Annotated in this window: 17 protein-coding genes; 11 read left to right on the top strand and 6 right to left on the bottom strand. The window is 58.6% G+C overall.

The features are described from left to right. Nucleotide 1 precedes the first annotated feature (1 nt). Nucleotides 2–226 carry a hypothetical protein gene (locus D3F03_RS06420; RefSeq protein WP_119108446.1) on the top strand — a complete coding sequence of 75 codons (225 nt, stop codon included), beginning with the start codon at nucleotides 2–4 and terminating at the stop codon, nucleotides 224–226. Between the two features lie 22 nt (nucleotides 227–248). On the opposite strand, the gene D3F03_RS06415 is transcribed toward D3F03_RS06420, so the two are convergent. From D3F03_RS06415 to D3F03_RS06390, 6 genes are all read right to left on the bottom strand, one after another. Next, the gene (locus D3F03_RS06415; protein ID WP_119108445.1) at nucleotides 249–1,901 is read right to left on the bottom strand and encodes a Na/Pi cotransporter family protein; all 1,653 of its coding nucleotides are present in this window, start codon (nucleotides 1,899–1,901) and stop codon (nucleotides 249–251) included. A 77-nt stretch (nucleotides 1,902–1,978) separates the two neighbouring features. After that, nucleotides 1,979–2,782: a tyrosine-protein phosphatase gene (locus tag D3F03_RS06410; protein WP_119108444.1), complete on the bottom strand. Its 804-nt coding sequence runs from the start codon at nucleotides 2,780–2,782 to the stop codon at nucleotides 1,979–1,981. Beyond that, nucleotides 2,779–3,984 carry a hypothetical protein gene (locus D3F03_RS06405; RefSeq protein WP_147414704.1) on the bottom strand — a complete coding sequence of 402 codons (1,206 nt, stop codon included), beginning with the start codon at nucleotides 3,982–3,984 and terminating at the stop codon, nucleotides 2,779–2,781. The genes D3F03_RS06410 and D3F03_RS06405 overlap by 4 nt, the downstream gene beginning before the upstream one ends. Next, on the bottom strand, nucleotides 3,981–5,654 hold the full coding sequence (locus tag D3F03_RS06400) for a DnaJ domain-containing protein (protein WP_119108442.1): 1,674 nt from the start codon (nucleotides 5,652–5,654) through the stop codon (nucleotides 3,981–3,983). The genes D3F03_RS06405 and D3F03_RS06400 overlap by 4 nt, the downstream gene beginning before the upstream one ends. Nucleotides 5,655–5,684: 30 nt before the next feature. Beyond that, on the bottom strand, nucleotides 5,685–8,090 hold the full coding sequence (locus D3F03_RS06395) for a GumC family protein (protein WP_119108441.1): 2,406 nt from the start codon (nucleotides 8,088–8,090) through the stop codon (nucleotides 5,685–5,687). A 63-nt stretch (nucleotides 8,091–8,153) separates the two neighbouring features. Then, on the bottom strand, nucleotides 8,154–8,849 hold the full coding sequence (locus D3F03_RS06390; protein WP_158606139.1) for a polysaccharide biosynthesis/export family protein: 696 nt from the start codon (nucleotides 8,847–8,849) through the stop codon (nucleotides 8,154–8,156). Nucleotides 8,850–9,176: 327 nt separating this feature from the next. Here D3F03_RS06390 and tviB point away from each other — a divergent pair, with 327 nt between their 5' ends. From tviB to D3F03_RS06345, 10 genes are all read left to right on the top strand, one after another. After that, on the top strand, nucleotides 9,177–10,460 hold the full coding sequence (gene tviB, locus D3F03_RS06385; protein ID WP_119108439.1) for a Vi polysaccharide biosynthesis UDP-N-acetylglucosamine C-6 dehydrogenase TviB: 1,284 nt from the start codon (nucleotides 9,177–9,179) through the stop codon (nucleotides 10,458–10,460). 384 nt (nucleotides 10,461–10,844) lie between these two features. Continuing rightward, nucleotides 10,845–11,879, top strand: coding sequence for an NAD-dependent epimerase/dehydratase family protein (locus tag D3F03_RS06380; protein ID WP_119108438.1), 1,035 nt, complete (start codon nucleotides 10,845–10,847; stop codon nucleotides 11,877–11,879). A 27-nt stretch (nucleotides 11,880–11,906) separates the two neighbouring features. Next, nucleotides 11,907–12,770, top strand: a complete 864-nt coding sequence (locus D3F03_RS06375) for a PDDEXK nuclease domain-containing protein (RefSeq protein WP_425453082.1) — start codon at nucleotides 11,907–11,909, stop codon at nucleotides 12,768–12,770. Between the two features lie 70 nt (nucleotides 12,771–12,840). After that, nucleotides 12,841–13,899 carry a dTDP-4-amino-4,6-dideoxy-D-glucose aminotransferase VioA gene (gene vioA / locus D3F03_RS06370; protein WP_245960533.1) on the top strand — a complete coding sequence of 353 codons (1,059 nt, stop codon included), beginning with the start codon at nucleotides 12,841–12,843 and terminating at the stop codon, nucleotides 13,897–13,899. After that, nucleotides 13,896–14,606 carry a WbqC family protein gene (locus D3F03_RS06365; RefSeq protein WP_119108436.1) on the top strand — a complete coding sequence of 237 codons (711 nt, stop codon included), beginning with the start codon at nucleotides 13,896–13,898 and terminating at the stop codon, nucleotides 14,604–14,606. Before vioA ends, D3F03_RS06365 begins: the two co-directional genes overlap by 4 nt. Next, nucleotides 14,600–15,013, top strand: coding sequence for a GNAT family N-acetyltransferase (locus D3F03_RS06360; RefSeq protein ID WP_119108435.1), 414 nt, complete (start codon nucleotides 14,600–14,602; stop codon nucleotides 15,011–15,013). Before D3F03_RS06365 ends, D3F03_RS06360 begins: the two co-directional genes overlap by 7 nt. A gap of 5 nt (nucleotides 15,014–15,018) precedes the next feature. Beyond that, complete coding sequence (locus tag D3F03_RS06355; RefSeq protein ID WP_119108434.1) at nucleotides 15,019–16,545, top strand: lipopolysaccharide biosynthesis protein; 1,527 nt, start codon at nucleotides 15,019–15,021, stop codon at nucleotides 16,543–16,545. 10 nt (nucleotides 16,546–16,555) lie between these two features. Further along, entirely contained in the window at nucleotides 16,556–17,476 is a 921-nt protein-coding gene (locus D3F03_RS17145) for a WavQ (RefSeq protein WP_147414703.1), read from the top strand. A gap of 27 nt (nucleotides 17,477–17,503) precedes the next feature. Beyond that, nucleotides 17,504–18,499, top strand: coding sequence for an EpsG family protein (locus tag D3F03_RS06350; protein ID WP_119108433.1), 996 nt, complete (start codon nucleotides 17,504–17,506; stop codon nucleotides 18,497–18,499). A 13-nt stretch (nucleotides 18,500–18,512) separates the two neighbouring features. Then, nucleotides 18,513–19,616 carry a glycosyltransferase family 4 protein gene (locus tag D3F03_RS06345; protein ID WP_119108432.1) on the top strand — a complete coding sequence of 368 codons (1,104 nt, stop codon included), beginning with the start codon at nucleotides 18,513–18,515 and terminating at the stop codon, nucleotides 19,614–19,616. The last annotated feature ends 1 nt before the right edge of the window (nucleotide 19,617 follow it).

Genomic DNA, 19,617 nt, shown 5'->3' with positions numbered 1-19,617 from the left:
GATGTGGCAGAACCTTGCAGTGAACGCTGCCGTGCTGGTGGCCGTGGTGTACGCCCTCTGGTACCTGATGCCCGGCGCCTTGCGCCGGCGCCTAGCGGCCATCCGGCCGGAACTGGGCAAGGCGCCGTCCTGCTCTTCGGCGTGCAGCGACTGCGGCGGTTGCGGGCCCAAGCCGGGTTCGCCCGCGCAAGCAGCGACAAAACCCATCACTTTGACGCGCCGCTGAGGCGCTGTGCGCCGCAGCCTGCTCAGGCCGCGCCGCTGCCCGCGTGCGGCCGCTTGGGCGCCAGCGCGTTGTCATGCTCCAGGACGGAGTAGGCCACCGAGCACAGCAGCGAGTTGATGCGCTTGAAATCGCTGATCAGATCAATGTGCAGCGAGCTGGTTTCCATGCTGGGCACAGAACGGTCTTGCAGGCGCACCAGGTGCGCGGCAGCGTAGTCGCGTTCCAGCTCGCGAAAGCGGGTTTTTTCTTCCAGCAGTTTCTTGGCGTCGCGTACGGTGCCGTTGAGGAACACGCTCATCGCCAGGCGCAGGTTGTCGAGCAGGCGTGCGTGCAGGTCGTTGATTTCCTCCATGCCGGCCTCGGAAAATTTGAGCCCGCGCTTGATCTTCTTGTCCTCGATGTCGATCAGGATGCGCTCAATGATGTCGCCCACCTGCTCCATGTTGATGGTGAAGCCCATGATGTCTGCCCAGCGCCGCCCCTCGCGCTCGTCCAGCGCTTCGCGCGAGATCTTGGTCATGTAGTACTTGATATCCGAATACAGGCCATCGACCGTGTCGTCGAGCTTGCGCAAATCCTGCGACAGCTTGAGGTCGGCCGTGCGGATTACCGTGTGGATGCCCTGCAGCATGGTCTCCACCACATCGGCCAGGTGCAGCGCTTCGCGCGCGGCGCACGAAATGGCGAGCGACGGCGTGGCCAGTGCCGAATTGTCGAGGTGGCGCGGGCGCGTGTCGGTCGGGTTGGCCTGCTCACGCGGCAATAGGCGCTCGACCAGGCTGGCGACTGGTTTGGTAAAGGCAATGCACACCAGCGCCATGACGACATTGAAGACCAGGTGGTACAGCACCACCAGCGCCGCGTCGCTGGGAATGTGCGGGCGGGCGTAGAGCAGCCAGGGGGCCGCCAAAGGCGCCATGACGATCACGCCGAGGATCTTGAAAATCAGGTTCCCCAGCGGCACCTGGCGTGTCTCCACGCTGGAGCGCATGGTGGTGATCACCGCCAGCAGGCCGCTGCCCAGGTTGGCGCCCACCACCAGCCCCAGGCCGACGATGGCGGGCACACCGCCCGGGCCGACCAGGGTGGCGGTCAGCAGCACGGTTGCCAGGCTGGAATACGACACGATGGAGAGAATCGCCCCCACCGTGATCTCCAGCATGATGTCGCTGGTCAGCGCGCCCAGCAGGGTGCGCACTGTCTCCGAGCGGGTCAGCTCGGTGGCCGAATCGTTGATCAGCCGCAGCGCCAGCAGCATCAGCCCCAGGCCGATGCACACGCGGCCCACGCGGCCCGCCGTGGTGTCCTGGCGCGAGACGTAGAGCACCACGCCGACGAAGATGAACAGCGGCGAGAGCCAGGAAAGATCCAGCGAGAACAGCACCGCCATGGCGCTGGTGCCCACATCAGCCCCCAGCATGACGGCCAGCGCCGCCGCCAGGCCCATCAGCCCCTGGCCCACAAAGGCCGAAACAATCAGCGCGGTCGCCGTGCTCGACTGCACCAGCGCCGTGACCCCGACACCCGAGAGGGCGGCGGCGAGCGGCGTGCGCACGCTGTGCGCAATGAGCTGGCGCAGACTCGCCCCAAACACACGCAAAATGCCCGTGCGCACCAGTTGGGTGCCCCACACGAGCAAGGCCACGGCGGCCAAAAGGTTCAAAAGATGTTTCATTTCGCTAACCGGACACTATACGTCGGAATGCGAATTTCATAGCACGTGACGCCGGCTTAACGCCGCGCGGCAGTGCGCTACCGGCCTGCAAACAAGCGCCGGTACCAGGGTTTTTGTCCCACCCGGGCCTTGCCGGAGGCCAGGCCCGGCACGGTCGGCACCGCACCCGGCTCAAGGTTGTCGAGTACGGCCTGCGGGCGCCCCAGCACCATGCGGCGTGCTTCGTCCTTGCCGGCGCATTCAATAAGCCGCTGCACCGCCTCGTCCATGCGCGGGTTGCGGGCGCGGGTGTTGTGGGCGTCGCTGGCTACTACCGCCACCAGACCATCGTCCAGGAAGCGGTCGCTCCAGTAGCGTGCCCGCTTGCCAAAGCGCCCGGTGATCGAGCCTGCCGTGATCTGCATCCAGGCGCCGCGCTCGGCCAGGCGCACAAAGGTGGGGTAGTGGTCTTCGATCCACACCAGGCGCTCGGGGTGCGTCACCAGCGGCACAAAGCCGGCCGCCATGATCTGGAACACCGAATCCTCGAAATGCGGTGGCGCCACGTGGTGCGAAGGCTCCAGCAGAAAGTAGCGTGAGTTGTGCAGCGTCGGCACACGCCCGCTTTGCAGGCCTTCGAGCAGCTCGGGCACCAGGTGCGCGTCGGCCCCGCGCGTGAGCTTGAGCGCGATGCCATTCGCGTCCAGTTCGGCCTGCAGTTTTTTGATGTGGCCCGCAATGCCGGCGCTGTCGTTCATGTACAGCCCGGGGTAGATGTGCGGCGTGCAGGCCATGATGCGGGTGCCTGCGTCCACCGCCTGGCGTGCCATCTCCAGCGACATCTCCAGCGAGCGCGCGCCGTCGTCAATGCAAGGCAGAAGGTGGGAATGCAGGTCGATCATTGGGGAGCCTCGGCCGCGCGGGGGCGCAACTCGAAGTCGTCAAAATACATCACCCCAGCGATTCCTGCTCGCGCTTCCCAGGCGGCGGTGGCTTCCAGTTGCAGGCGGGCTGCGCCTTCGCACTCGGCCGGCATCTCGAAATCGAGCTCGAAGTTGCGCCACTCCTTTTGCGTCTCTTCGAGCACCTCGGTCTGGGCAAAGCGCTCGTCGCCTGAAGCGCAGCGCAGCGCCCACACCAGGCCCTCGCGCGAGCGCAAGCGGTCGCTCATGTAGCGCCCGGTGAGGCGGTACCGGGTGCCCAGCAGCACCACCGGCTGGCTCACCAGTGCCTGGGGCAGGGCGGCGCGCCCGGTCATTTCCACCTGCAGCATATTGCCGGGCCGCGGTGCGGCGGACACCTGCGCCACCTGCACGCCCACCTTGCCAGCGCGCTGCTGCGGCCAGGTCCAGTCGAAACCGCGCAGGCTCGCTCGCCGGTCGAAACCGGGGTTGTACAAGCCGTCGTGCACCTGGCCCAGCAGCGCCACCCACAGGCTGTAGGCGTCCAGCCAGTAGCCGTCACGCTTGAGCCGCTCAATCTGGCCGAGCACCGTGTTCGGGCGCAGCACGCCAAGCTTCCAGCCTTCGCTCACGAAAGCTTGCAGGGCATCCACGGGAACCTGCGCGCTCAGCGAATTCAGCACCGGGTCGAGCCAGCGCGATTGCGGCGTGAGCTGTGCGCGCACGAAATCCTGTGTGGTGGGCTCAAGCATCAACGCCACCAGCGGCTCGCGGGCGTTGGCCTCGCCGCGCTCGACCAGCAGCGTCAAGGCCTTGGCGGCGCTCGCGTAGTCCTTGTTGCGCAGACTGGCCGAGGCCTGCAGGGTCAGCGCCTGATCGTCGTGCGGCGCCAGCTTTTGCAGCCAGGGCAGCAAGGGCGTGGCCAGGTCGTCGCTCTGCCCAGCCAGGTTGGTGGTCAGCCACAAGTAGGCGCGTCCGTCGCCAATGTTGCGCTCCAGGTGCGCAATCTGCTGGGTCGGCGTGGTGGTCTCCAGCTTGCCCGAGCTGTAGTCGCTGCAGCCTTGCTCAAACGGCCACTCCGCCAGCCAGCAGCCGCGCTCAATCTGCTGCGGCCAGGCCCAGACGCACAGCACGCCGGCCAGCGCCAGCCACAGGGCTATCCAGGTGGCGCGCGCCAATCGGCGGGCAGGGCTGGATCTCATTCGGACTCCTGCATGTCAAGCCGGGTCAGGGCAGTGCCGCCTTCTGCGCCAACGAACTGCGCCAATACGCGGTAGCGCACGGTGGTGCTGGCGGCGGTCTGGGGGTTCTGCGCTGTGATCAGCACCGAGCCGTGCAAATCCAGCGCCCCGGGACGCCGCGTTTCCGACAGCGCCATCGCGTTGACCTTGAGCTGTGGGTAGTCGCGCGCCAGCCGCAGGCCGGGTGCCATCACATTGCCCTTCACATTCATGCTGCGCAGCAGCTCATTCGTGCGGCTGGCCTCCTGCGGGCGCTCAAGCAGCACCATCAGGTCGCGCAGATATTGCGTTGCGCCAGGCACGTCCACGCTCCACTGCGGTGTGGGCGCGGTGGCAGCCGCCACAGCCTGCGTCGGCGTCGGCGCTGGAGGCGGTGCTGCCGGGGCTGGCGGCTGTGCCGGTGCGGTCGCCACCGGGCGCGTGGGTGGGGGCGCGGGGGCGGGGGTGGGCGCAGGCATGGGTGCTGCCGCGGCTGCGGTCCAGGTGGCTGGCGGCGTCTGTATCGGTTCGGGCGTTGCCCGCGCCGGCGGCGCAGCCAGGGCGTCGTCGCTGTGGCTGTTCAATGCCACGCGCGTGGCGCTCGGCTCGCGTGCCGCGCGCGGCTCGGGGGTCGGGCTGCGGGGGAGTGCTGTTGCATCGGCAACGAATTGGGGCAGCGGCGTCGACGGTGCCTGGGCGGTAGCGGGTGCACGTGCAGTAGGTGTGGCGCCGCCGCCCTCTGTGGCGGCTGCCGCATGTGCCGCGGATGGCCTGGCCGGCTCGGCAGCCCACAGCACGTCGCGCGACAAGGTGAGGTCGGCCTTGTGGTCTTCACTGTTGGCTGTTGCCAGAGCTGCGGGCGGCGCTGCTGTCGGGGTGCGCGCTTGTGGAGCGGTGGATGCAGGTCGTGCCGCAGTCTGGGTCACGGGGCTGCGTGCCAGGCTTTGCGGCGTGGCGGCGCCCGCTTTTGCCGGCGCGCGGGCTACCACCAGCGCGCCGCCAGGCGCATCGTTGGCGGCCCAGGTCAGCAGGCCTAGCACCAGCACGCCCACGCCCGTGGCCGTCAGCAGCAGCCGCGCCTGCGTGGGGTAGCGGGCCCACAGCGCGCGCCAGCGCTCGCCCAGGCCCGCGTGGTGGTGGCTGTCCAGGCGGCGGCGCTGCATGCTGCGCACGTCGGCAGTGCTGGGCGCGGGCGCAGGTGCCACCCCTTGCCAAGTGGGGCGCGCGCTGCCTTCAAGCTGCTGGTCGTAGCGCTCGCGCAATTCGGGGTTGGCCAGCACCTCCTGCGCCCGGTTCACCATGCCGGCGGCGCCGCTGGGCAGGCCCTGCACGCCCATGTCGGGGTGGGTCAGGCGGATCAGTGCGCGGTAGCGGGTGCGCAGCAGTTCGGGGTCAACCGCGCCGGGCATCAGGCCCAGCACCTGGTAGTGGGTGTTCTCCTGCGCAAAGCAGGCGCGCTGGATGAACAGCACCGCTGCTGCCTTGATCTCTTGCGCCTGGGCTTGCAGCGCATCGGGTACGCGCCCCTGCGCCCACAGCGCCACGGTGTCGAGCTGGGCGTAGAGCTCACGCGGCTCACGCAGGCGCAGCGCGTAGCGGCCAGGTGTCCGGCCAAAATCGAGCAGCACCTTGGCCAGGGCGTTCTTGGGCATGGGAAATCCGGCTGCTCGGCTGGCGCGGCCTCAGGCCGCCGTCAGCGAAGGCTCGGTGCGATCGCCCTGGCCGGCAGCCGGTGGCTTGGGTGCGGGTGAATCCACGCCGTAGCCGTAGTAGTTGTCGTAGGTGTAGTAGGCAGTGTTCTGCGCCGTGGTCTTGGTCAGCACCACGCCGCAGGGCATGACGCCTGCCATGCGCAGGCGCCGGAAGGCGTCCTTGATGTGGCTCTTGCGCGTCTGGCTGGCCTGCGCCACGAACAGCACCGAATGCACCTGGTTGCCCAGCACGATGGCGTCGGCCAGGCCCAGCACCGGTGGCCCGTCGAAAATGATGTACTGCGCGCCGCGCACCTCCAGCAGGTCCATCAGCTCGCCCAGGCGCGGGCCGGTCAGCAGGTCAACGGGGCTGGGCGGAATCGGCCCGGCGGTGATCACCATCAGGTTGTCGATGGCGCTCATGCGCGTGATCTCGCCCGGCTTGCCGTGGCCCGAGAGGTAGTTCGACAGGCCCGCCGTATTCGGCAGGTTCAGGTACTTGTGCACCGAGGGGTTGCGCATGTCGGCGTCGATCAGCACCACCTTGGCGCCCATCTGCGCGAAGTTGATGGCCAGCGCCAGCGCTGTGGTCGATTTGCCCTCGTTCTTGGTCGTGCTGGTCAGCACCAGGCGGCGCGGCGCGCCATCGGCCGTGGAGAACTGCAGCGCCGTGCGCACGGAGCGGTAGGCCTCGGCGATATGCCCGCGCGGGTCTTCGTGCACCAGCAGCGCCAGGCTGGTCAGGTTGGTTTTCTCCTTGACTTTGGGGATCACGCCCAAGAGCGGCACCTGCAGGAGCTTTTCGACCTCGTCGGCGAACTTGATCGAATCGTCCATCGATTCCATCAGGAACACGATGCCGAGGCCCAGCACGATGCCCGCCAGCAGCCCAATGGCAGCGTTCAGCGCCAGCTTCGGTTTGTAGGGGAACAGCGGCACTTCGGCCTTGTCCACCACCTGGATGTTGTTCGTCTCCACCCCGCCGGCCACGCCCACTTCTTTTACCTGCTGCAGCAGGCCGTTGTAGAGCTCGCGGTTGGTGTCCACCTCACGCTTGAGCAGGTTGAAGTCCACGCTGCGGTCCTGCGCCTGCATGATTTCGGCGCGCGTTTGCTGCAGTCGGGAGCGAATGAGTTGCTCTTGGCGCTTGGCGGTTTGTGCCTGGTTGCGTACCGAAGCCAGAATGCTTTGCACCTCGGCTTTGATCCGGCTGTTGAGTTCGTCCATCTGCGCGCGCAATTGCTTCATTTTGGGAAAGTCGTCCTTGTAGACCTTGCCCGCTTCCTGATAGTCCTGGTCGAGTTTGCTGATCTGGGCCTTGTAGTCCTGAATCGTCTTGCTCTCGAGCACTTGGCGCGACGTGTCGGGCGCCGTGCGAATCGCCTCATAGTCCGAATCGGTCTTGATCACGTCCTGTTCGGCTTTGGTGAGCGCTGTGGAATATTCGGTAAACGTCTGGTTCAGCACGTTGGTCTTTTCATCCAGCGTGAGAATGTTGCGGCTGCGCGCGTATTCGTTGAGCTTGCGCTCCGACTCTTCCAGCTTGGCCTTGGTGAGGCCGAGCTGCGTTTCCAGGAACGTCTTGGCGTAGGACGACGAATCCATGCGCCGCTCCAGGTTCAGCGCGATGAAGCCCTCGGCAACGCTGTTGGCAATGCGCGCCGCCAGTTGCGGGCTGGCGTTTTCCACCTGGACGCGCAGCATGCGCGAATTGCGCACTTGCTCGGCTTTCACAGTGTCGTTAAAAGCCTTCAACACCTGTTCGCGGTTGAGCCGTTCGGCGCTGTTCGATGCCGGCTCGCGGATCTTGCCGTAGCTGTCCTTGATGCGGTCCAGCAGGTTGCCCATCATGGCCTGCCAGCCAGTGGCTTCGGGCGCTTCGGGCTCTGCATCGCTGCCGGCAGGCGCCGCGTCGCCCGCAGGCGCTGCCGCCGTGGGCATGGGCAGGCCCTGGCGGTCAAGTTGCAGTTCGTCGATCACCCGCTCGGCCAGCACCCGGCTCTTGAGCAGCTCCAGTTGCGTGCCCAAGGCCGTGCGCTCATCGACATCCTGGTTCGCGTCGGCGTCTTGCGCAAACTTCACCACGCGCGCGGCGCGCTTGTCCACCTGCACCGTGGTGGTGGCCAGGTACAGCGGCGTTTTGATGAAGCTCAGCAGCAAAGCCACCAGCAGCCCGCCAATGGCCACCGACACCAGCAGCCCTTTGTGCTTGACCACCATGCGCCAGAGGTCGCGCAGGTCGAGCGTGTCGTCGTCCTCTTCCTGCGGGGCTGGCGCCTGCGCAATGGGCATGCCCAGCGCATGGTTGCCGCGCAGCTGCAGCGCGTGCGAAGGGGCGGGCCCGCGGTGTGCAGCGGGCAGGTGGTCAGGCTCGGGGTGTTGAGGGTCTTGGGACATGGCGCGCAGAAAAACTAAAAAGGGCGGCGTGCCACCCCAGGGCGCTCGCGTGGCGAGCGGGCTTCAATTGGGGGTTGCGACGTTGCGGTAGCTGGAAGCAAAGGGGTTGAGCGTATCGATGATGTCGCGGAACAGCGAGTCGCGCAGCGTAACGCGGGATTCCACACGGTTGACCACCACCACATCGTCGTTCTGCAGCATGGGGTCGGGCGCCTCGCCCTTGCGAATCTTGAGCACATCGTATTTCTCTGACTCGCTCTTGCCGGCGGGCGTCATGCGAAACAGCATCACGTTTTCCATATCGGCCAACTGCCCGCCGCCACCGGCCATGGCCAGTGCGCGCAGCAGGGTGATCTGCCCCGTCAGCGGGTACACGCCCGGCTTATTCAGCGCACCATCGAGCGTGACGCGCTGCGTGGTGAACTCTTTCACGAAGATGGACACCTGCGGATCCTGCAGGAAGTTCTTGCCGCTGTATTGCAGCGCAATCAGCGCCTCGGCATCGGCTGGGGTCAAGCCCGCTACGCTCAGCGTGCCGATCAGCGGCATGGCGATCTGGCCGCTGGTGTTCACGCGCACCGTGCGCTTGAGCTCGCTCACGCCGAATACCTCAATCTCCAGCAAATCATTGGGGGTGATCTTGTAGTCCGAATCGACCGTGCTGGGCACTGCGCCGGCCTCTTGCAGCTTGCGTGCGGGGGCATCAAGCCCGCGGCTTGCCGTGGGGGGGGTAGCCGCAGCAGTAACTTCGCCGCGCATGGGCGTGCCTTGTTGCGCCGCTGCGGGGCCACCTGTCAGGCCGTACGCGACCACCGCCACAAAAAGCAGGGAGTGCAGACGATAAAGAATCGAGCGGCAATGGGGCATGGCTGGCAAGGGAACTTTCTATAAAGCAGCGGTGCAGAGCAACCGGCGCAGTATAAAGCGCAGTCCCGGCGCCACTTTTACGTGACAGACACAGTGAGCCGACTGTTGATATTAACAAGGCCTCTGTAGGCCTGCCAACTTTAGAATGCGCCCGCCAAGCACCATTTTCTTAATAGGGGCTTAAGGCGCCACGGCGTCGGCCTTGCTCACTGCAGCTTTATGAATTTATCGAACGCACACATCGCCATCATCGGCCTGGGTTACGTGGGCCTGCCCCTCGCCGTGGAATTCGGCAAGCAGCGCCCGGTGCTGGGCTTTGATATTCACCAGGCGCGCATTGCCGAGCTGCAAGCGGGCCGCGACAGCACCTTGGAAGTCGAACCACCAGACTTGGCCGCTGCCCGCCAATTGCAGTTCAGCAGCAACGCAGCCGACTTGCGGGCGTGCCAGGTCTTCATCGTTACCGTGCCCACCCCGGTAGACCAGGCCAATCGGCCCGACCTGACGCCCCTCGTCAAGGCCAGCGAAACCGTGGGCAAGGCGCTGAAAGCGGGCGACGTGGTCATTTACGAATCCACCGTCTACCCCGGCGCCACCGAAGAAGTGTGCGTGCCCGTGCTGGAAAAGCACAGTGGCCTCACGTTCAACCAGGACTTCTATTGCGGCTACAGCCCCGAACGCATCAACCCTGGCGACAAGCAGCACCGCCTGCCCACCATCCGCAAGGTCACCAGCGGCAGCACGCCCGAGGCGGCCCAGGCCGTCAACCAGCTTTATGCACAGATCATCACCGCCGGTACCTACCAGGCCAGCAGCATCCGCGTGGCCGAAGCCGCCAAGGTGATCGAAAACACCCAGCGCGACGTAAATATTGCCCTGATGAACGAACTGAGCCTGATTTTCAACAAGCTCGGCATCGACACCCTCGAAGTGCTGCAGGCGGCCGGCACCAAGTGGAACTTTCTGCCCTTCCGCCCCGGCCTGGTGGGCGGCCACTGCATTGGTGTGGACCCGTACTACCTGACGCACAAGGCGCAGGAAGTGGGCTACCACCCCGAGGTGATCTTGGCGGGCCGCCGCATCAACGACGGCATGGCCAGCCACGTGGCCGACCAGACCGTCAAGCTCATGCTGCGCAAGAACCTGCCCGTGCTGGGCAGCCGCGTGCTGGTGCTGGGCCTGACCTTCAAAGAGAACTGCCCCGACGTGCGCAACACCAAGGTGGTGGACATGGTGCACACCCTGCAGGGCTACAACATGCAGGTCGATGTGTACGACCCCTGGATCAATGTGGCCGAGGCGCAGCACGAATACGGCCTGCAATGCCTGGCCGACATGCCCACGCCTGATGCAGGCCAATACGCCGCCATCGTGCTCGCTGTGGGCCACCAGCAGTTCGTGGCGCTGGGCGAAGCCGGCATCAAGGCCCTGGGCCAGAAGGGCGCTGTGCTGTTTGATGTCAAGGGCATCTTGCCATTGGGTGCGGCTGATGGCCGGCTGTAAAACCACACAGCTCCGGCAAGCGCCCACGACCGGCGCAGGCAATGGGGGTCAGATCACGATTTCGTGCAGCGAAACTCGTGCTCTGACTCCCATTGCCGGAATGTGGGGTGCTGCGCTTGCAGGTAGGCCGCCATACCCGTCTGGGGTAGATGAAAAATTAGTAAAAACAGCCTCTAGGGAGCCTCTGCACGAATCGCGTGGCAAGTGGGCGCTGCGGATCGGGATGAGCTGCAAGGCACAAACCGCAGCGATAGCCGTAGCTATCGCGAGGATTTGCAACGCTGCAGATCGCCCGAGGCCGCAGATGCACACGGCGCGACGATTCGTGCAGAGGCTCCCTAACGCTTATCCAGTAAGCGTTAGCAGCTATCAAAATTAATAACAATGCAAAAGCCCACCGCGTACCAAACCCTGCAAACCCAGTTGCAAGCCACCCCCCGCACCTGGCTCATCACCGGCGTGGCCGGCTTCATTGGCAGCAACCTGCTCGAAACCTTGCTCAAGCTCGGCCAGCGCGTGGTGGGGCTCGACAACTTTGCCACCGGCCACCAGCGCAACCTCGATGAAGTGCAAACCCTCGTCACCCCGGTGCAATGGGGCAACTTCAGGTTCATCCAAGGCGACATCCGCGAACTGGCCGATTGCCAGCGCGCCTGCGACGGGGTTGATTACGTGCTGCACCAGGCGGCCCTGGGCAGCGTGCCGCGCAGCCTGCAAGACCCCATCACCACCAACGCCGCCAATATCGCCGGCTTCCTGAATATGCTGGTAGCCGCGCGCGACGCCAAAGTGCAAAGCTTCACCTACGCCGCCAGCAGCAGCACCTATGGCGACCACCCGGCCCTGCCCAAGGTCGAAGACACCATTGGCAAACCGCTCAGCCCCTACGCCGTCACCAAATACGTCAACGAGCTGTATGCCGAAGTGTTTGCCCGCTGCTACGGCTTCAACACCATCGGCCTGCGCTACTTCAACGTGTTCGGCCCCCGGCAAGACCCCGAAGGCGCCTATGCCGCCGTCATCCCCAAATGGATTGCCAGCCTGATCAAAGGCGAGCCGGTCTACATCAACGGCGACGGCGAAACCAGCCGCGACTTCTGCTTCATCGCCAACGTGGTGCAAGCCAACCTGCTGGCCGCCACCACACCCAACCCCGACGCGAAAAACCAGGTCTACAACGTGGCCGTGGGCGACCGCACCAGCTTGAACGAGCTGTATGCCCAACTGCACCGCCACCTGCTGCCGCGCTACCCGCGCCTAGCGGGCGCCCAGCCCGTGCACCGCGACTTTCGCGCCGGCGACGTGCGCCACAGTCTGGCTGACATAGGCAAGGCGCAACGCTTGCTGGGCTATGCACCCACGCAGCGCATCGGTGAAGGGTTGGCGCTGGCCATGCCTTGGTATATCGGGCAGAAATAAGCCATGCCAAAGCGCCCGCAGCCCCCCATGGAATCGGTAGATGCTGGTGCGCCCGCCCCTCTGCTGGCCCAAGTTCGCCAGCTCATCGATGCGGCCCGCCAGAGGGTGGCCAGTGCAGTCAATGCCGAACTCACCCAGCTTTACTGGCATATCGGACGCCGCATCAGCACAGAACTGCTTCAGGGGCAGCGGGGTGAATACGGCAAGCAGGTGGTGGCCGGGTTGGCGCGGCAACTGACGGCTGAATTTGGCAAGGGCTGGGGAGAGCGCCAACTGCGTTACTGTGTGCGCGTGGCGGAGGTGTTTCCTGAGGCGGAAATTCTGCACACACTGTGTTCTGAATTGAGCTGGCCCCACCTGCGGCTGTTGATTCAAATCGACGATTCCCTCCAACGCGACTTCTATATCGAAATCTGCCGTGTCGAACGCTGGAGCGTGCGCCAGTTGCAAGAGCGCATCAATTCGATGCTCTTCTACCACCGCCGTCTGCGCCGCCTGGTAGCCATTGACCTCAAGATCAGCGAATTCGAAGCCACCTACAAAGGCCAGATGGAGCTGTACCTGCGCTACCTGGAAAAGCACGAGCAGATGGAGGGTGAAGCCACCCCCCATCGGCCTCATCCCGTGCACCGGCAAAAGCCAAGAGCACGTCGAACTGCTGCAACTGCCCCAAAGCAACATCCGCGTGGCCGACTATCTCACTCTGCTGCCACCGCGCGAAACCCTGCAGGCCAAACTGCACCAGTCCATTGCGATTGCCCGTCAGAAGCTTGGCCGAGATGCCGATCGATGAAACCTTGCTTGCTGCGCCACCCGCCGCCCCAAGCGCCTAGGAAAATACATGCAAAAACAACCTCTAGCGCTTGTCCCACCTGCGCAAGCAGCTACTGAAAAGGTAGTAAGTGGCGCGACCTCGCCCATCTACGTCACCCAGCCCGCCTTGCCCCCGCTGGAAGAGTTCATGCCGTACCTGGAGGCCATCTGGGCGAACAAGATACTCACCAACGGCGGCCCGTTTCACCAGCAGCTTGAGAAAGCGCTGTGTGAGTACCTGGGCGTGCAGCACCTCGCCTTGTTCTCTAACGGAACGCTCGGCCTCGTTACCGCTCTGCAGGCCTTGCGCATTACCGGCGAAGTCATCACCACGCCGTATTCCTTCGTGGCCACCGCCCATTCCCTCTTGTGGAACGGCATCAAACCCGTGTTCGCGGACGTGCACCCCGATACGCTCAACCTCGACCCCGCCCGCATCGAAGCCGCCATCACCCCGCACACCACCGCCATCATGCCGGTGCACTGCTACGGCCACCCGTGCGATGTGCAGGCCATCCAGAAGATCGCCGACAACTACAACCTCAAGGTCATCTACGACGCCGCCCACGCCTTTGGCGTGCAAGACGCTGGCGGCAGCGTGCTGCGCCATGGCGACCTTTCGGTGCTCAGTTTTCACGCCACCAAAGTTTTCAACACCTTTGAAGGCGGCGCCATCATCTGCCCTGACGCCAAAACCAAGCAGCGCATCGACCATTTGAAAAACTTCGGCTTTGTGGATGAGACCACCGTGGTGGCCCCAGGCATCAACGGCAAGATGAGCGAAATCAATGCCGCCTTTGGCATGCTGCAACTGCAATATGTGGGCGACGCCTTGGCCAAGCGGCAGGCCATCGATACTGCCTACCGCGCTGCACTGCACAACGTGCCCGGCATCCGCTGCGTGCAAGATGCGGGGCAGCAAGTATCCAACTATTCGTACTTCCCCATCATGGTAGAACCCGATTACCCGCTCAGCCGGGATGCGCTCTACCAAAAACTCAAAGATAACCATATCTTTGCCCGCCGTTATTTCTACCCCCTGATTACCGATTTTCCGATGTACCGGGGGATGCCCTCAGCCAGCCGGGAAAACCTGCCCGAAGCGACGGCTGCGGCGCAGAAGGTGCTTTGTTTGCCTATTTACCCGGCGCTTACGCTGGAGCAGCAAGACCAAATTGTGGCAGTGATTAGGGAGGCTGCTGTATGAAAGGTGCCATCATGCAGCCGTATTTTCTTCCTTATATCGGATACTTTCAGTTAATTTCTGCTGTTGATGTGTTTGTAATATACGATAATATTAAATACACTAAAAAAGGCTGGATTAATAGAAATAGAATGCTATCAAATGGCGGTGATGTTTTATTTTCTATTCCAATAAAAAAAGACTCGGATTCGCTTGATGTCGTGCAACGCAAGCTATCAGTAGATTTTGATCGCGCTAAACTATTAAATCAATTAAAAGGCGCCTATCTTAAGGCGTCAAATTTTGATAGCGCATACCGTCTCGTTGAGAAAATTCTGCATTTTGATAATGACAATCTATTTTTTTTCATCTTCAATTCTGTGAAGGAGATTTGTGCCTATCTTGACATAGAAACGGATATAAAAATATCGTCGGAAATTGGAATAAATCATCGATTAAAAAGTCAAGAAAAAGTAATTGCTATCTGTAAAGAAATTGGAGTTAATTGTTACATTAATTCTATGGGTGGCGTTGAGTTGTATTCGTCAAGTGAATTCAAGAAATACGATATTGAGCTTAATTTCTTGCGCACTAATATCAGTCCTTATCCGCAAGGTGGAGTTAATTTTGTTTCGCACTTATCCATCATTGATTTATTAATGCATTGCGACAAAGAGATGGTTAAAAGTAAATTAAAAGATTATTCTTTGGTTGATGCAAAATTATGCTGATTCCTGAGGAAATTCATAGGCTCATCCAGGACGAGCAAAAAAAGCAACGAGGCCTTTTTATTCCTGAAGACGGAGCTTACTTAGAAAAATTGAGTTGCGAGGCGGAATTAATAACTCATCAAGATCCCAATGGGATTTTGGGCTTTGTATTTTTCTACTGTAATGCTCAAGACAAGATAGCAAGCTACATCACGCTTATTGGTACATCCATCGAAGCACGTGGCAAAGGCGTAGGCTACGCATTGTTGAATCAGGTATTGTTCATAAGCAAACAACGCGGTTTTTCTGTTTGCCAGTTGGAAGTCAGAAAAAATAACATTCAAGCTCTCAAGTTTTATCAAAAAATTGGATTTGCCAGTATCGAAGATCGAGGCGAAAAATACCTCATGAGCATTCAACTGAAGTAATTTTCGTGTCTCTCAAGAAAAACATCCTCGCCAGCTATGCCACCCAGATTTACGTCACCCTGGTAGGCATCCTTATCCTGCCCCTGTATCTGAAATACATGGGCGCAGAGGCCTATGGGCTCGTGGGCTTCTTCACCATGCTGCAGGCCTGGTTCAACCTGCTTGACATGGGTCTCACACCCACCGTGGCGCGTGAAACCGCGCGCTTTTATGGTGGCGCTACCGATGCGCTGAGCTACCGGCGCCTGCTGCGCGCACTGCAAATCATCTTCCTTGCGGTCGCGCTGCTGGGCGGCGGCGCCATGTTCCTGTTTTCTGGCGTGATTGCCGACCGCTGGCTCAAGGTGCAAACCCTGCCGCTGGCGCAGGTGCAACTGGCGCTGCAGCTCATGGCCGTAGGCGTGGCGCTGCGCTGGATGTCTGGGTTGTACCGGGGCTGCATCTCAGGCGCTGAGCGGCTAGTTTGGCTGGGCGGCTTCAATGCGTTTGTGGCTACGCTGCGCTTTGTGGGTGTGTTGCCCATACTGATATGGGTAGGGCATTCGCCTGCAGTCTTCTTTACGTACCAATTGCTGGTGGCGGTAGTGGAGTTGGCGGGCCTGACGACCAAGTCCTATCGCTTGTTCCCAGCCGTGCCACGAGGGGAATTGCTGGGGTGGTTGCCCGCTTCGCTGTTTGCTCCTATTAAGCCCGTGCTCAAGTTCTCGCTCAGCATTGCCTTCACCTCGTCGGTGTGGGTGCTGGTCACGCAGACCGACAAACTGGTGCTCTCAAAACTTCTGCCATTGGCCGAATACGGCTATTTCACTCTGGCCGTGTTGGCAGCCAGCGGCGTGATGATGATCAGCGGCCCCATCAGCAGTGCACTTCTGCCTCGCATGGCCCGGCTGCAGGCAGAAGGTGACGAAGCCGGTTTAATTGCCTTGTACCGCAAAGCTACCCAAATGGTAGCTGTCATCGCGATACCTGCCTGCCTAGTACTCGCTTTTTTCGCTAAACAGGTGCTGTGGGTGTGGACTGGAGATGCCCATGCTGCTGCTTATGCTGCGCCCGTGTTGCGGCTGTATGCTTTAGGCAATGGGTTTTTGGCAATGGCAGCTTTTGCCTATTACTTACAGTTCGCAAAGGGCGATTTGAAATTGCATTTGATCGGAAGTGCCTTATTCATTTCATTTCTACTTCCATCCCTAGTGTGGGCCACTTGGAGATATAGTGCGATAGGTGCCGGCTATGCATGGTTGGTCTCAAATGCGATTTATTTCTTTTTTTGGGTGCCTGTGGTTCATTCTAGATTCAGTTACGGATTGCATTTTAGATGGCTGCTTCACGATGTCTGCGCGATAGGACTTCCGGTGCTCGTTACTGCGAAAATTCTAGAAGATATTGCTAACCTTCCGGTAACTCGATTCCACTTGCTAATAGAAATAATATTCCTGGGGTCAATTTTGATTTTTATTGGTGGTCTTAGCTATAAATTTTCGGAAAAATTGATCACGGCTAGCAGAAAATATCTGATCTCTCGAGGTAATTAAGTTAAGCAAAATGAAGAAGTTTTTGATTTTGACCCAATCGTATAGCGAAAACGATGGCGGCTATATTGTTCTGCACAAACTGTGCGATCAGATAAATAAATTGGGAGGAGAGGCGTATCTGGCGCCCTATGTAGATAGCCACGAATTTAGCGTGCACAATTTCATTGGCCCATTGCTAAAATTTGCTAAAGAACGATACAGAAGGATTTTACCGTTTAAGGTAAATCCTGGATTTTCAACGCCAGTTTTACGAAAGATATCTGGTATAAGAAATTGGGATGACTGGATAGTCGTTTATCCGGAGGTGGTATTTGGGAATCCATTGAAAGCAAAAAATATTGTCAGATGGTTTCTTCATAGTCCTGGACATATTACGAAGAAAATTTATTATGGAGAAAATGAACTGTATTTTAGATTTCATTCTGGAATAAAACCATTTGAAACGCCGACTTCTCATATGTCATCGAGCGAACTTAGAGTCGTGCATTACCCATTAGAATTGTATAATGAAATTGAGACTGCTACTGAAAGACGTGGAACCGCATATTGCATTAGAAAGGGAAAGGGTAAGCCAATTGTTCATGACTTAAATGACTCAATACTGATTGATGGGAAGTCGCATGCCGAAATTGCGTTAATATTCAAGCGTGTAAAGCAGTTTATTTCTTATGACCCTTATACCGCTTACTCAAGTTTTGCGGTTCTTTGTGGTTGTGAGTCTATAGTCATTCCAGATTGCGGAATCTCTGAGGAAGAATGGCTGCCGGCGCAATGGGATAGAAATGGGGTGGCATACGGGTTTGATAACTTAGAAAAATCAAAAGCCGCGAGATTTGAATTAATTGAGAGGATAAAGAAAGAGTTGCAAGATAATTCGACTAATACAACAAAATTCATCCAAGAAGCCAATGATTATTTCGGGGGGTTGTAAAAATTATTTTACTAGGATTTGTCGTCTATGAAGATGCTAATTAGAAAGTCAACTTTATTAAATGGCACATACTTATTTTTGGCGTCTGGCTATGCATATTTCTTTGCTAGTATCGATCGTATTTTGAATGTGAATTTTGTCGATATTTTGGATAGAACTAATTATGTGTATTACGCAGAGGCGCCTGGTGACATATTTGATTTTTATTTAAATAAATCTATATTGACAGCGTTATTTAATGAGCCAATATTTGTGCTAATAAATTGGGTCGCTGGGAATTTTCTTGCTGATCCTGAATTGATAGTTCGAATGCTAATATTTTTCTCGGCATTGAGTGCGACCTATTTAGCGTTAAAAAATAGTAAAAATATATTTTATTGCTTTGTTATATTGTCTCTGCCGTTGATTTTCGGAAATTATGTGTTTTCTATTCGACAGGGAGTGGCGCTTTCATTTTTTCTTGCAGGATGGTTTTCGAAAAATCGCTTGCTTCGTGTTCTTTTAATGGCGATAGCGCCATTTGTCCATATTTCATTTTTGATTCCTATCATCTTCATATTGGTGGAGAAGATGATAAAGAAATTTGATTTGCTAATTTATTTGAATTTGCTAATTTTTGCATTTATTTGTTTTCTTGTTATATTGGTGGCCCCGTATGCTGGGGAGTATTTGGGGGTAAGGCAGACGGAAGGATATTATTATGGGGTCGGCGATGTAGAATCGGCAAGTGGATTAGGGTTTGTTTTTTGGGTGGTGATTTTTGCGAGCTTCGTCGGGCAAGGCAGAGATTTTTTGAGTAGAAATGTATTTGCTGTTTATTGCATAATATTTTATTTGATTAGTTACATACTGTTTCCGCCGTTTGCTAGAACCGTCCAAAATCATGCGCTTATAATATTAATGTCGGGATTTTATTTGAGCGGAATTTGCAGGATGATCTTTAATTGCTCTGTTGGTCTGTTTTTTTTGTATGTAATATTCGGTGCATTAGAAAAAGGATTTTTGCACTCGTTTCTTGTGTAAAAGCTCTTGAATAATGGCCGTTAAAATTCTGTGCTTGAGTAAATATGGGTGCTTAGGTGCGTCTTCGCGGCTGCGCACTTTTCAATATTTGCCATATTTTGATAAATTGAATTTAAATCTTCGGATCGAAATCCAATCATTACTATCTGATGAGCTATTGAGGGCTCGCTACGTCACTGGCCGATATAATTTTTCATTGCTGGATGCATACATCAGAAGAATACATGCACTCGGCACAAAAAAATATTTCGATTTACTCTGGATCGAGAAAGAGGCTCTTCCGTGGTTTCCTTCTTCAATAGAGCTGTTTCTGCTGGGAGATGTGCCTTATGTACTCGATTACGATGACGCCATCTTCCATAATTATGATCAGCATACGTATTCATGGGTCCGGCACATGTTCGGCCAGCGGCTTGACAAGCTTATGGCGCATGCTTCGCTCGTGGTTGGAGGAAATAACTATCTTGCTCAGCGGGCACGCAACGCAGGCGCGCCATGGGTGGAGGTCGTGCCGACGGTGATTGACCTAGCGCGATATCCCTATCCGCTACAACTGGCGGCGGCGCCAACCACTGCCTCGCTAATTGCAGATGGCATACCGCGCATCGTCTGGATTGGCTCGCCTTCTACGGTGCAATATCTTCAACTGCTTCGGGAGCCTTTGCGGCAGTTGGCCATGAGTCAGCCTTTTGCGTTGCGGGTCATCGGCGGCGGCGCTGTGGATATGCCAGGTGTGCAAGTTGAGGTGCTGCCCTGGACAGAAGCAACCGAGGTTGAAAATATCAGCATTTGCCAGGTGGGCGTGATGCCTTTGCTCGATTCATTGTGGGAGCGTGGCAAATGTGGCTACAAGCTGATTCAGTACATGGCATGTGGCTTGCCAGTGGTGGCCTCCAATGTAGGTGTTAACCCCGAGATCGTTCGCAATGGTGAAAATGGCTATCTGGCAAGCACGCCGGAGGATTGGGTAAGCGCTTTGGCGCAACTCTTGCAGTCTCCGTCGCTGAGAGCGCAAATGGGCGCGGCGGGGCGACGCCGGGTCGAAGATGAGTATTGCATTCAAAAAACTGGGCCTTTAATGGCCCAGTTGCTGCGCACGGCCGCCGGACGGGTTTGAG

Source organism: Simplicispira hankyongi (assembly GCF_003570885.1).
Classification (GTDB): Bacteria; Pseudomonadota; Gammaproteobacteria; order Burkholderiales; family Burkholderiaceae_C; genus Simplicispira; species Simplicispira hankyongi.
The sequence above is the reverse complement of the archived record's forward strand: the minus strand, read 5'-3'. Positions and strand labels throughout refer to the sequence as shown.

Bases quoted from the DNA above. Each gene is read 5' to 3' on its own strand.
- D3F03_RS17145 (WP_147414703.1), top strand. From the start codon at position 16,556: ATGAAGAAGTTTTTGATTTTGACCCAATCGTATAGCGAAAACGATGGC.
- D3F03_RS06380 (WP_119108438.1), top strand. From the start codon at position 10,845: ATGCAAAAGCCCACCGCGTACCAAACCCTGCAAACCCAGTTGCAAGCC.
- D3F03_RS06410 (WP_119108444.1), bottom strand. From the start codon at position 2,782: ATGATCGACCTGCATTCCCACCTTCTGCCTTGCATTGACGACGGCGCG.
- tviB (WP_119108439.1), top strand. From the start codon at position 9,177: ATGAATTTATCGAACGCACACATCGCCATCATCGGCCTGGGTTACGTG.
- D3F03_RS06395 (WP_119108441.1), bottom strand. From the start codon at position 8,090: ATGTCCCAAGACCCTCAACACCCCGAGCCTGACCACCTGCCCGCTGCA.
- D3F03_RS06350 (WP_119108433.1), top strand. From the start codon at position 17,504: ATGAAGATGCTAATTAGAAAGTCAACTTTATTAAATGGCACATACTTA.
- D3F03_RS06415 (WP_119108445.1), bottom strand. From the start codon at position 1,901: ATGAAACATCTTTTGAACCTTTTGGCCGCCGTGGCCTTGCTCGTGTGG.
- D3F03_RS06390 (WP_158606139.1), bottom strand. From the start codon at position 8,849: ATGCGCGGCGAAGTTACTGCTGCGGCTACCCCCCCCACGGCAAGCCGC.
- D3F03_RS06375 (WP_425453082.1), top strand. From the start codon at position 11,907: ATGGAATCGGTAGATGCTGGTGCGCCCGCCCCTCTGCTGGCCCAAGTT.
- D3F03_RS06360 (WP_119108435.1), top strand. From the start codon at position 14,600: ATGCTGATTCCTGAGGAAATTCATAGGCTCATCCAGGACGAGCAAAAA.
- vioA (WP_245960533.1), top strand. From the start codon at position 12,841: ATGCCGTACCTGGAGGCCATCTGGGCGAACAAGATACTCACCAACGGC.
- D3F03_RS06345 (WP_119108432.1), top strand. From the start codon at position 18,513: ATGGCCGTTAAAATTCTGTGCTTGAGTAAATATGGGTGCTTAGGTGCG.
- D3F03_RS06400 (WP_119108442.1), bottom strand. From the start codon at position 5,654: ATGCCCAAGAACGCCCTGGCCAAGGTGCTGCTCGATTTTGGCCGGACA.
- D3F03_RS06420 (WP_119108446.1), top strand. From the start codon at position 2: ATGTGGCAGAACCTTGCAGTGAACGCTGCCGTGCTGGTGGCCGTGGTG.
- D3F03_RS06365 (WP_119108436.1), top strand. From the start codon at position 13,896: ATGAAAGGTGCCATCATGCAGCCGTATTTTCTTCCTTATATCGGATAC.
- D3F03_RS06405 (WP_147414704.1), bottom strand. From the start codon at position 3,984: ATGAGATCCAGCCCTGCCCGCCGATTGGCGCGCGCCACCTGGATAGCC.